The sequence below is a fragment of the Clostridium gasigenes genome (assembly GCF_017348895.1).
GTDB lineage: Bacteria > Bacillota > Clostridia > Clostridiales > Clostridiaceae > Clostridium > Clostridium gasigenes.
This window is the reverse complement of the sequence record NZ_CP071376.1, coordinates 878,380-891,075: the sequence shown is the minus strand read 5'-3', so window position 1 is coordinate 891,075 and position 12,696 is coordinate 878,380. Positions and strand designations below refer to the sequence as shown.

The 12,696-nt window shown below is 27.5% G+C and carries 11 protein-coding genes; 6 read left to right on the top strand and 5 right to left on the bottom strand.

Annotated features, from left to right (window positions below):
* Window positions 1–2: 2 nt before the first annotated feature.
* Window positions 3–389, top strand: a complete 387-nt coding sequence (locus tag J1C67_RS04315) for a HEPN domain-containing protein (RefSeq protein WP_089969323.1) — start codon at window positions 3–5, stop codon at window positions 387–389.
* 183 nt (window positions 390–572) lie between these two features.
* Entirely contained in the window at window positions 573–728 is a 156-nt protein-coding gene (locus J1C67_RS04310) for a hypothetical protein (RefSeq protein ID WP_089969325.1), read from the top strand.
* Between the two features lie 138 nt (window positions 729–866).
* Here the strand turns inward: J1C67_RS04310 and J1C67_RS04305 are convergent, their stop codons facing one another.
* Window positions 867–1,310, bottom strand: a complete 444-nt coding sequence (locus J1C67_RS04305; protein WP_167866918.1) for a MarR family winged helix-turn-helix transcriptional regulator — start codon at window positions 1,308–1,310, stop codon at window positions 867–869.
* A gap of 229 nt (window positions 1,311–1,539) precedes the next feature.
* Here J1C67_RS04305 and J1C67_RS04300 point away from each other — a divergent pair, with 229 nt between their 5' ends.
* Complete coding sequence (locus tag J1C67_RS04300) at window positions 1,540–3,795, top strand: ABC transporter ATP-binding protein (RefSeq protein WP_167866919.1); 2,256 nt, start codon at window positions 1,540–1,542, stop codon at window positions 3,793–3,795.
* Entirely contained in the window at window positions 3,788–5,641 is a 1,854-nt protein-coding gene (locus tag J1C67_RS04295; protein WP_207253561.1) for an ABC transporter ATP-binding protein, read from the top strand. The genes J1C67_RS04300 and J1C67_RS04295 overlap by 8 nt, the downstream gene beginning before the upstream one ends.
* 107 nt (window positions 5,642–5,748) lie before the next feature.
* Here the strand turns inward: J1C67_RS04295 and J1C67_RS04290 are convergent, their stop codons facing one another.
* From J1C67_RS04290 to J1C67_RS04280, 4 genes are all read right to left on the bottom strand, one after another.
* The gene (locus J1C67_RS04290) at window positions 5,749–6,954 is read right to left on the bottom strand and encodes an alanyl-tRNA editing protein (RefSeq protein WP_167866920.1); all 1,206 of its coding nucleotides are present in this window, start codon (window positions 6,952–6,954) and stop codon (window positions 5,749–5,751) included.
* Window positions 6,955–7,536: 582 nt separating this feature from the next.
* Window positions 7,537–8,601: an HD-GYP domain-containing protein gene (locus J1C67_RS04285; protein WP_207253560.1), complete on the bottom strand. Its 1,065-nt coding sequence runs from the start codon at window positions 8,599–8,601 to the stop codon at window positions 7,537–7,539.
* 811 nt (window positions 8,602–9,412) lie between these two features.
* The gene (locus J1C67_RS19630; RefSeq protein ID WP_279286189.1) at window positions 9,413–9,535 is read right to left on the bottom strand and encodes a hypothetical protein; all 123 of its coding nucleotides are present in this window, start codon (window positions 9,533–9,535) and stop codon (window positions 9,413–9,415) included.
* A 625-nt stretch (window positions 9,536–10,160) separates the two neighbouring features.
* On the bottom strand, window positions 10,161–10,808 hold the full coding sequence (locus J1C67_RS04280; RefSeq protein WP_423738892.1) for a hypothetical protein: 648 nt from the start codon (window positions 10,806–10,808) through the stop codon (window positions 10,161–10,163).
* A 242-nt stretch (window positions 10,809–11,050) separates the two neighbouring features.
* On the opposite strand from J1C67_RS04280, the gene J1C67_RS04275 reads away from it, so the two are divergent.
* Window positions 11,051–11,464 carry a hypothetical protein gene (locus tag J1C67_RS04275; RefSeq protein ID WP_089969343.1) on the top strand — a complete coding sequence of 138 codons (414 nt, stop codon included), beginning with the start codon at window positions 11,051–11,053 and terminating at the stop codon, window positions 11,462–11,464.
* A 194-nt stretch (window positions 11,465–11,658) separates the two neighbouring features.
* Window positions 11,659–12,675, top strand: coding sequence for a homoserine dehydrogenase (locus J1C67_RS04270; RefSeq protein WP_167866922.1), 1,017 nt, complete (start codon window positions 11,659–11,661; stop codon window positions 12,673–12,675).
* Window positions 12,676–12,696 lie beyond the last annotated feature (21 nt).

Here is a 12,696-nt window from a genome sequence, read left to right as displayed (position 1 = left end):
CTGTGGTAAAAAGAGACATGTTTTATTTTGCTGATATAGATGAAAAATTTATAGATGGGACAAAAAATAGTGTTGGGTTAGAAGATGGAGTATTAGTTCATTGTCAACAGTGTATAGAAAAAAATTTAAAGGGAATCACAGAAAAAAAATACGGCATTATATCCAGGGAGCATAATTTAGTTAAGCTTTTAGAAGTTTTATATTTAAATGATTATAAATATTTGAAAGAATTCAAAGGATTATGTAGAGATTTAAAGGATTTTTATTTTAGCAGAAGATATGCTTCAGATGATTATGAACTATTAACACATGAAGAATATTGTGAGTATATCCATAATTTTTATGAATTATTAGAGGCTCTTAAAGTAATAAGAAAAGAATTAGAGTAATTGTACGCAATAAAGAGTAGACTCTATCGGAAACTAAGAATAAGTTTATAAAAATATAATCTGTATATCAAATTATGATATATGGATTTTTTTTATTCTCTTATATGGCTTAGAGAAGTATAGTTAAGATTATTTGAGAGAAACTAATTTAGAATAATAATTTTAAAAGGAGTGATATTACAGATGGATTCAAAAAATAAAAGAGAAATGAAAAAAGAAAATTATCTTAAAAATGAGGTTAGGACAAAGGAACCTATGTCTAAAAATAGTTTTGTAAGTACTATTCAAAGTCCTGCTTTAAATGAAAGTGGAATTGAAGCAAAGAAAAAAGGGTTTTAGCAAATAGATAAATTTATAATTATGAAAAATAAGCTAAGTGTTGAGCTTAGCTTATTTTGGGTTAAAAGTTTTCAATGATATCTTAATTAAATACATTTCTAAGGTTCTAGTATGAAACTAAATTAATAGTTACCACTATTAATTTAGTTTAGATAGGATAGGTGTAAGCTTCTCTAACAAACCTTCTAATGAATTTAAATCATCGTCAGCAAGGGCTGATAATTTTACGCAGAGAATATCTTTAAATTTTTGAGTTTGAGAATTAAGTAATTCATTTGCTTTTTCTGTTAACTCCACTCTAAGAATTCTTCTATCATTGGGGTCTTCATATCTATTAATAAATCCATCTTGGATTAATTTATCTATAATAGGGGTCATATTAGGTTTAGATACACCAATAGTATTTGCTAAATGAGAAAGTGATACCGGACCGCTATGTGAAAGGGAGAAGATAACTTTAAAATGTGATGGTGGCATACAAGCCCCTTTAATAAAATGATCTTTATTGAAAGTTTTCTTACGTAATTCTAACAACATGTTAACTAAATCATCAGAAATTTTATTTAAATTTATAGTATCCATAGTAATTCTCCTTCGCATATATTAGTAAACTTATAATTAATTATAAACTAAAATAATTGTGAATTCAAATAAAAAGTTATTGACTTATAATAGTTATGAAAATATAATTGATATATAATCATAAATAAATTAAAAGGTAATGGTGCTAAAAAGATACAGCAGAATAGGACTAGTTATTTTTGAAGCTACCTAAATAAAGAACTAGTAGACGAGAGGAGAAATGTATAAAGTGTTTAAATTAATTAAGTATTTAAAAAAATCTACGTTGCCAATCATAATTATTATTGGATTACTTATAGTACAGGCGGTTTGTGATCTTTCGTTGCCAGACTATACATCTGATATAGTAAATGTTGGGATACAACAAGGTGGAGTAAAAAATGCTGTTCCAGAAATAATCAGAAAAGAACAACTAGAGAATATTATGTTATTTATGAATGATAATGATAAATCTGAGGTTATGAATAACTATATATTATTAGATAAACAGGATCTTAGCCAAGATGAGTTTAGTAAATATGTTAAGAAATATCCACAACTTGAAAATGAAAAATTATATAAACTTAATACTAAGGATAAAAAGTTAATAGAAAAATTAAATAATATAATATCACAGCCAATTGCTGTTTTATCAGCAATTGAAAAGGATGGGTCAAATGGAAATGAAATTAAAGAAGGATTAATTAGTAATATTCCAAATAATATGGTTGTTCCAGAAAATATGGATACAATAACCCTTCTTAAAAATATGCCTAAAGAAATAGTTGAAGAAGTAAATAAACAAATGGGCGAAAAATTAAAAGATTTATCAGATAGTATGGTATCTCAAATCGCAATTCCATACATTCAAAATGAATATAAAGCTATAGGAGTAAACACAAGCAAACTTCAAAGTAATTTTATTTTGTATTCTGGTGGAATAATGGTGCTAATAGCTCTTATTAGTATGGTAGCAACAGTAATTGTAGCTTATATAGGTGCAAAAGTTGCTGCAGATCTTGGGAAAAATCTTAGAGGTCAAGTGTTTAAAAAAGTTGTATCATTCTCAAATACAGAATTAGATAAATTCTCTACAGCTTCACTTATTACAAGAAGCACTAATGATATACAACAAATACAAATACTTATGGTAATGCTTTTAAGAGTAGTATTTTATGCTCCAATACTTGGTCTTGGAGGAGTATTAAAAGTTATTCAAACTGATAGTTCAATGGCATGGATAATAGCAGTTGCATTAATTGCTATGTTATCACTAATAATAGTTTTATTTGCCCTTGCTATGCCAAAGTTTAAAGCTGTTCAAAATCTTATAGATAAGGTTAATCTTGTAACACGTGAAATATTATCAGGAATGCTTGTAATTCGTGCGTTTAGTACTCAAAAGCATGAAGAGAAAAGATTTGATAAGGCAAATATGGATTTAACAAAAACTAATCTTTTTGTTAATCGTACAATGGCAACAATGATGCCACTTATGATGCTAATAATGAATGCAATTACTATATTAATAGTTTGGAGTGGATCACATGCAGTTGATTCTGGAACAATGCAAGTTGGAGATATGATGGCATTTATACAATATACAATGCAAATAATAATGTCATTCTTAATGATATCAATGGTATCAATTATGCTTCCACGTGCAAGTGTTGCAGCTGGGCGTGTTGATGAAGTTTTAAAAACAGGATTTATAATAGAAGACCCAAAGGAAGTTAAATCTTTCGATAAAAATAAAAAGGGAATTATAGAGTTTAAGAATGTTTCTTTTAGATATCCAAATGCTGCAGAAGATGTATTAAGTAAAATATCATTTACAGCAAACCCTGGGAAAATTACTGCTTTTATAGGAAGTACAGGCGGTGGTAAATCTACACTTATTAATTTAATACCTCGTTTTTATGATGTAACAGAGGGTGAGATATTAATTGATGGAGTAGATATAAGAAATGTAAAACAACATGAATTAAGAGAAAAAATAGGATATGTTCCTCAAAAGGGAATTTTGTTCTCAGGAACTATTGAAAGTAATTTAAAGTATGGTAGAAAAGACACTACTGAAAAAGAATTAGAAAAAGCAGCGCAAATAGCACAAGCTATGGAGTTTATAAATGAAAAGGAAGAGAAATTCAATGCAGAAATATCTCAAGGTGGTACAAATGTATCTGGAGGTCAAAAACAAAGACTTTCAATTGCAAGAGCAATAGCTAAAAAACCTGATATATATATTTTTGATGATAGTTTCTCAGCACTTGATTTTAAAACAGATGTACAATTAAGAAAGGCTCTAAAAGCTGAAACAACAGAGAGTACTGTATTAATAGTTGCTCAAAGAATAAGTACTATATTACATGCAGAACAAATTATAGTAATTGATGAAGGGAAGATTATGGGTGTAGGTACACATAATGAACTTCTAGAAAACTGTGAGGTATATAAACAAATAGCTTCATCACAACTTTCAAAGGAGGAGCTAGATCATGAGTAAAGAAAAAAATGGAACTGGAAAAGGCTTTGGAGGTGGCCCTATGGGTGGCATGGGAGCTGGAGAAAAAGCGAAGAACTTTAAAGGTACAATGAAAGAACTACTTAAATATTTAAAACCATATAAAATAGCTATAATATTAGTAGTTATTTTTGCAATAGGAAGTGCAGCGTTTTCAATAGTTGGACCAAAAATGCTAGGTAAAGCGACTACGGAAATTTTCAATGGCCTTATGGGAAAGGTGCAGGGAACAGTAGGTACTGGTATTGATTTTGAATATATAGGTAAAATTTTAATATTATTACTAGGATTATATTTAATAAGTGCAGCATTTTCATTTATACAAGGATTTGTTATGTCGGGAGTTTCACAAAAAGTTTCTTATAATATGAGAAAAGAAATTTCAGAAAAAATTAATCGTATGCCACTTAAATATTTTGATACTAAAACTCATGGGGAAGTATTATCTAGGGTTACAAATGATGTTGATAGTATAAGTCAAAATTTAAATCAAAGTATGACCCAAGTTATTACAGCAATTACAACTATAATAGGTATACTAATAATGATGTTATCAATAAGTTGGATGATGACAATTATAGCATTATTAATATTACCTATATCAGGACTACTAATTACTTCAGTTGTGAAAAAATCACAAAAATACTTTAAAGAGCAACAAGAATATTTAGGTCATGTAAATGGTCAAGTTGAAGAAGTATATGGTGGACACAATATAGTAAAAGCATTTAATGGAGAAGAGGATGTAATTGAGGAGTTTAATAAAATAAATACTAAGTTGTACGAATCCTCTTGGAAGTCACAATTCTTATCAGGAATGATGATGCCTATAATGACATTCGTAGGAAACTTAGGATATGTAATGGTGTCTATTCTTGGTGGATGGCTTGCAATTAAGAAAACTATTGAAGTTGGAGATATCCTTTCATTTATACAATATGTAAGAAGTTTTAATCAGCCAATAGCTCAAACAGCTCAAGTTGCAAACTTAATGCAATCAACAGCAGCCGCAGCAGAAAGAGTATTTGAGTTCTTAGATGAAGAAGAGGAAGTTCAATTTGCTAAAAACCCAGCTAGCATAGAGGGTATAAATGGAGAGGTTACATTTAAGAATGTTCATTTTGGATACAATCCAGAAAAAACAATTATAAATAATTTCTCAGCTAATGTTAAACCAGGTAAAAAGGTTGCAATAGTTGGTCCAACTGGTGCTGGAAAAACTACAATGGTAAAACTGCTTATGCGTTTTTATGATGTAAACACTGGTGAAATATTAATAGATGGTCACAATATACAAGATTTTAATCGTGATGATTTAAGAGAATTATTTGGAATGGTTCTTCAAGAGACTTGGTTATTCAATGGAACTATTATGGAAAATATAAGATATGGAAGATTAGATGCAACCGATGAGGAAGTTATAGATGCTGCTAAGGCTGCACATGCGCATCATTTTATTAAAACACTTCCAGATGGATATAATATGGTTCTAAATGAAGAAGCTAGCAATGTATCACAAGGACAAAAGCAATTGTTAACAATTGCCCGTGCTATTTTAGCAGATCCAAGACTTCTTATACTTGATGAAGCTACAAGTTCAGTAGACACTCGTACAGAAGTTTTAATACAAAAGGCTATGGAAAATCTTATGGCTAACAGAACAAGTTTCATAATAGCACATAGATTATCAACAATAAGAGATGCAGATTTAATACTAGTAATGAAAGATGGGGATATAATAGAACAAGGAAACCATGTTGAATTATTAGAAGCAAATGGATTCTATGCATCATTATATAATAGTCAATTTGAACAAATGGAAGCATAAGGCATGAAAAAATAATAGCTTCAGAATAGATATATATATTTGAATATGTCTAAATAGATTAATCCCCCAGTTAATAAAATTATTAGCTGGGGGGTTATTTATTGAAACTAGTTTATAGCATTTTGAACTTTCATATAAGCATAATCTAAGGCTGATGAAATATTATTAGTGCTTTTTCCACCACCTTGAGCAGAAAAATTACTTCCGCCACCTTTTCCATCTATTAGAGTTATAGCATCTTTTAATAAAGTATTCATGCTTACGATATTTAAATCTTTTGAACACATAAATATAAGTGTTGCTCTATCATCAGCTTTAACCCCAAATAAAACTATAACATTGTCATAAGCTACAAGTTTTGAAGCAAGTAGATTAACATGTTTTAAATCCATATCAGAATGAATTAATTTAATTATGCTAATACCGCCTATCTTATCACAGTTTTCGATGATTTCTTTTATTTCATAATCAGCTATTTCAGATTTTATAGCTCTGTTTTCAGCAGATAGCTTGCTGAAATCTTGTGTTAATTTTTCAATTTGAAGTATTGCGTCTTCAGGGTTACAATGTAGATTACTGCAAACAGTTGAAGCAAACTTATCATTAATAAAGGAATTTTGTATTCCTCTTTTTCCACATAAGAATTCTATTCTTGTGCCAGTTTTATGTTTTTCAAACTTAACAACTTTAATAATTTGAACTTCTAAAGTTGATTTAGGATGAACACCACAACAAGGGTTTATATCTAAATCAGAAATTTTTACTATTCTTATTTGTTCACCTATTTTAATGGATGTCTTTTTAATAGATAATTTTTTAAGTTCTGATTTAGTAGGATATAAAATATCAACAGGGATATTTTCAAATACTATATCATTTGCATAAGATATAGCTTCTTCTATTTGAGTAATATTAAGAAGCTTATCAACATCTATAGTGCAAGAGGTTAAACCTAAATGAGCTGCAACTGTAGATGCATTAAATTTTTCTAATAAACAGGCAGATATTATATGCTGACCTAAATGTTGTTGCATAAAATCAAATCTATTTTCCCAGTTAATAGAACATTTTACTTTATGAATTTTTATAGGTTTCTTATTGGTAATGTGATATATTAATCCATCATTTTCATAAACGGATGATACAGGGATAGATTCGATAGTACCAATATCAGAAGGTTGGGCACCACCTTCTGGGTAAAAGTTAGTTTTGTCTAAAACTATATGGAATTCATTATCTTTTTCAACTATGTTAATTATTTCAGCAGTAAAAGATTTTTCATATTGATTTTCATAATAAAGTTTTTCTGTCATCATAATCTCCTTATTAGTTAAGATTAGCAAATAATAAAATTAATATGTACATATCTATTAAATTTTATATTCATTACTTTATATTGTACTATTATAAGAGAATAATATCTATTTAAAAAATAAGTATGGAGATTTTTCTTGTGAATTTAGAGAATAAAGAAATAAAGTTCTTTAATGTTAGTATTCAAAACGTAAGATAAAAATCGATAGAAGGGCTTGCTTCATGTAGGGCTATGCGAAATAAGACTTTTTTTATTAAAGTTTAGCGGAGATAAACCAAAAGCTATGAATTTTTTAAAGCCATAGCTTACAAAGGGCTTAAAATTGTTGTATCAAAATTCTGTATAAATATTTGAATGTGTTCAAGCTGAAACATATTACTAACTTAATTATGGATAAAGCCCTCAAAATCAATTTTATGGTCTAGCATAGATCTTATTATTGAGTTTTTAGATACTTAAATAAATTTTAGTATAATCACAAATAGAGATGCTAAGCTTTGTTAGCTCTAGGAAGAAGATTAGATACATAAAGTTTTTCACCCTATCGTTATAAATAATACAATGTTTCTTACAAAATCTATTATACATAATAAACTACTTTATCTATTGATAAAGTTAAAGCTTTACTTAAATCTATATTGTGGCCAACATTACTATTTATTTTACTTTTTAATACCTTTACCTTCGGTCTAAGTGGCAAACCTTTTAGTGTTTCTTCCACTCTAGCTATATCTCCATTATTTAATTTTACTAAAGTGTTTTTTTTGAATGGTTCTATAATATTAAAAAAATTTACTGTTACATTATAATCAAAAGTTTTATCTACATATGTCATTATTGATTCTATAGAATCTGATGTTAATACGACGTCAGTAACGTTATGTAATAATCCATCATAAAAGTTTACAATACTTATTATTTTTGCAAATTCATTTATTTGGATACTTTTAATTTTATTTGGATAGCCACTCCCATCAACGCTTTCGTGATGGTGTAATATCCCTAATAAAATTTCTTGATCTAGCATATAGTTATTTTTCAAATAGTTATATGCTAGGGTTGGGTGAGATTTTAGTTGTTCACATTCGTATTTTGTAGATGGCTCATATTGATGTAATATTTCATTTTCTAAGAATGCTTTCCCCATATCATGCATAAGTGCAGCTAAGCATAACTTAACTAATCTGTCTTTACTATAATTAAGCTGTTTACCTAATAGAGTTGATATTATTGCTACATTTAAAGCATGTGCATAATGATAATTTTCATGAGCTCTTATATCTGTTGTAGATATAACTGAATTAGATGTTTTTAATATTTTATCGACTATACTATTAGCTATTTTTATAATTTCGCTAAGGCTTCCCATTTCAACAGTAGTATACCTTTTATTAACATCTAAACTAGTAAATGCTAGCGTTATTCTTTTAAGGGATCGAATAGATTCAATTCTTAAATATTCTCCTAATATATCATCAGTAATGTCTTTAGTAGTTTCACAATATTTATCTATAATATATACTGATAATATTCCTAATTTTCTTAAATTTTCTATTGTAGTATCATTTAGAACTAGGTGTTTCAAAAAGAGTACTTCTCCATCAGAGTTATATATACTCTTTGCTAAAATTGAATCATTTTTCAAATACTTCACCGGGACCAATCTCATATTTACCATCCTTTAATAATATATTTTTGTCGCGAAATACAGATTTCAACATAACACATAGATATTTCATAATAATATCCATGATAAGTTATAATTAAATTTCTACACTTTATTATAACTTAGTCTTTAAGGTTTAGAAATTTAATTAGATTTAATAATGCAACTTATATATATGTTGATTTCCAATATTTAATTATAAATCTTAGATTCTATAAGTAAATGTGCTGGGTGTATACTTAATTATGGGATTGACAATAAGGTATAATAACAATATAAAAAATGTATGATAAAAAAACTTGAATTATGTAAAATAAGATCCATAAATGGTAAATTATATATCGAAAGTAAAGATGTATTTAAAACTAAATATGAAAAAAAGCACAACTATTTAAAGCAGTGCTTTTACGAACTTCGGTTCTTCAAATCGTTTATAAGGCAATTTGAAGTAACTTAAAGGTGTAATTATCAGCAAAAAGCTAAGAACTAAACTGACCAAAGGTTCATATAAAATTATACTCAAAGTATACTTTAAAATATGGAAAATTTCAAGCGAAAGATGAAATTTGGCTAAAAAGTTACTTATCCTCTAGGTGTTAGCCTAGGGTTTTTTTATACAAAAAATTAGAATAACTAGTAGACCATAGACGTTCATGTTAGGGGTACCGAGTACAATTTGTTAAGAAGTAATGCTAAGAAAGTTTTGCATCCATATTTATAAATATATTTAAGTATCTTAGATTAGCTATAAAATTTTATTGTTCCATAAGTCATTTATATATATACTTTTTTAATTTTGATTTTTATATAAGTTTTTAGACCCAGTATGATCTTCTTTATTAGATTTTATTTCAGTATCTATTGTTTTTGTTCTTCTTTTTTCAATATTGATTTCAGAGGCAATATATATCATGTGCAGTACATTGGTAGTTGTATATGAAGCTAAGACATCAACACTTATGTAGTGGCAGTTTACTTTATATAAAAACTAAGAGGCGTCAATGAAAAAAATGCAATATAAAACAATACATAATATACAAAATAAATAAAGATAGTGATATAATTACAAAAAAAAGATATAGAATCAATTCCTGAAAAAGATCATGGGCTTTGTATTATAGAGGTTGAAAAAGAAATAGTACATGGACCTTTTAAAGAAGAAGCGTTTCAACAAGAAAGAAAAAACATTTCAGTTCTGGAAAGTATGGAATTAAAAGAATTGGATAGTTATAAAAAAGATTTTGAGTACGCCTAATAGATGAAGGGGCTGTTGCTTAAAGTGATTTATAAAAGTCATTTTGCAACAGACCATTCAATTTAATGTTTCTGATTTTGTAGCCAAACAGGCAAGGGATTTCATAAAGTATAATTAAATTATATTATTATTAAAGTTTAAAGTTAATTATAATATATTCAAATTAATCTAAAATTGAACAGAAAATAAACAATTTATAATAACTTAAAATTATAAACCAATAAAAGGTACTATTTCGCATAGATTAAAGCGAAATAGTACCTTTTAAAAAGTTTAGATATAATTAAATATCAGTTAATTCTAAGTTATGTCTTCTGTTATCTAAAGGATTAAGATTTATGTGATGAATCGTTTTGTTTTCACCAGGATTCATAAGAATTCTGTCTAAATGAATTCTACCATTTGGAGTATTAGCTATAACACAAGTGTCTCCATTTACTTTGTAGTTAACCCAAATATATTCATCAGTTATAACATTGTTTAAATCTTCAATAGAAATTAAAGCTTTTGAATTAACATTACCATATTTATCTCTTAGGATTATAGCAATTGTATCTTCATCAATTTCTTCAATTTCATTTAAGTCAGTTCTTCTGAATACTTCTAAATTACATTTTCTGTTATCTAGAGGATCTCCATTAATATGTTTAACTGGCGTAGTTGCAGTAATATCCATAACTACTGTTTGTAAACTTTGTTTTAAAGGCTTAGATTTTTTATTAACCTTAGTTAAACTTATGTTTTGAACTAAGTAATTATTAAAATCTCTATGCCATTCTGCAAACCAAGTTCCAACGTTTTGCACTTTTTCTAAATCAACAGAGTCTATCTTAGCAATAAGTGAATCACCATTTTTCTTTAATATAGTTATTAAAGCAATGTCACCTTTAATTTCAACTTCATTTTTAGCGGTTTTATAATTAGTATTTATAATTGGACACCTCTTTCTTTAAAATTTAAATAAATTTTATATCATTTAGTTATTATAACAAATTAACATAATAAAAGATATTAAAATAGATAAAAGTATTAGATATAGCCTGTCCACTGGTTTTAGAAGAAATAAATGACCTATAATATTGTACTAGTATTTATTTTAATGTGCCTTAATGATATAATGAATTCATTGCCATTAGCTAATGGCTAAATAAACAAGTAAAGTGAGATTATAAAATGAGAAATGAAAAATTAGAGAAATCAATAAAGAAGTTAGATAAAGAAATACTAGCTCTAAAGGTTGCTTCAAAGTATTTATCAAATAAAGATGAAATTAACGAAGTAAAAGACACTTTAAATAAGAAAAGACAAGTTTTAGCAGATGCACTATACTTAACTGATAACCAACATTATGAAGAGTGTTGTAATGTTATAGCAGATATGCTTAATAAAGAGTTAAGTGAAGAAGAGCAAAGAGATTTACTTTACATGATAAAAGAAAAGTTCGGAAGACAAGCACCTAACATAACTAAGCAAAGTAACGGACTTAACGCTTGGCTTAAAGAATTAGCTATGGAATTTGAATGGGTTGAAAATGATGGAACAGATTGGGCTGTGTTAGTTATAACTGGTTTTGGAGTTCGTCAATAATATGTTTATTACATATAACAGGTGTTATTATTTTGAAATAATAACGCCTGTTTTTTATTTTAAAGATTTTATAAAAAAATCGTGTTATATATAACCAAGTTATTCTTAGTGTGATAATATTAAATATAAATATTATTTTAAATTTTAGATTGTATAATTAAGTGCAACAGTAATAAATATAAGAGGAGATTTATATGGATATTGGGGTAATAGGATTTGGAGGCGTTGGAAAAGCTTTTATAGAATTATTAATTATGAAGAAAGATAAAATAGATATAAAGGTTAAATATATAATAAAGAGCAACGGCGGTATTTATAATAGTAATGGAATTAACATAGAAGAACTTATTGATTTTGTGAATAGTGGCAAATCTATTTGTGAATATAGTAAGTGGACATATAAGGATATAACTATAAATACAATAATTAAAAATAGAGATGTGGATACTTTAGTTGAATTAACTGGTACTAATATAGAAGATGGTGAACCTGGGTACACTCATATTAAATTAGCATTAGAGAATGGAATTAATGTTGTTACTGGAAATAAAGGACCTATATTACTATATTATAATGAGTTAAAGGATATAGCATATAACAATAATGTTCAATTAGGAATAGGATGCACAACTGGTGGAGCGTTACCTTCAATAAATGGAGGATTATTAGATACTGCAGGAGCCGAAATATTATCTATAGAAGGGGTCCTTAATGGAACTAGTAATTATATTCTTAAAGAAATGTATGATAAGAAAATAGAATATAGTGTTGCCTTAGAAGAAGCTCGGAAAATGGGAATAGCGGAAGCAAACCCAAAATTAGATGTAGATGGATTTGATACTGCAAGTAAAATATTAATTTTAGCTAATGTTTTAATGGGGTATAGGGAATCAATTTCTGATATTTATATTAAAGGAATATCAGAAATAACAGCAGATGAAGTTAATTTAAGTATATCAAAAGGTGAAAAAATTAAACTTATAGGAATGGTTTATAAAGAAGACAATTGTATAAAGTGTAAGGTTGAGCCTAAATCATTGAAAAGCACTCATCCGTTATATTTTGTGGACGGAAAAAATAAAGGGGTATATTATAAAACAGATACATTAGGCGATATTAGTATAATTGGAGGAGCATCAGGAACAATAAATTCTGCTGCATCTATTTTAAGAGACATAATTAATATAAAAAATGGTGTGAAATTTGTTTGATAACATAAATAAAAGGTGCAA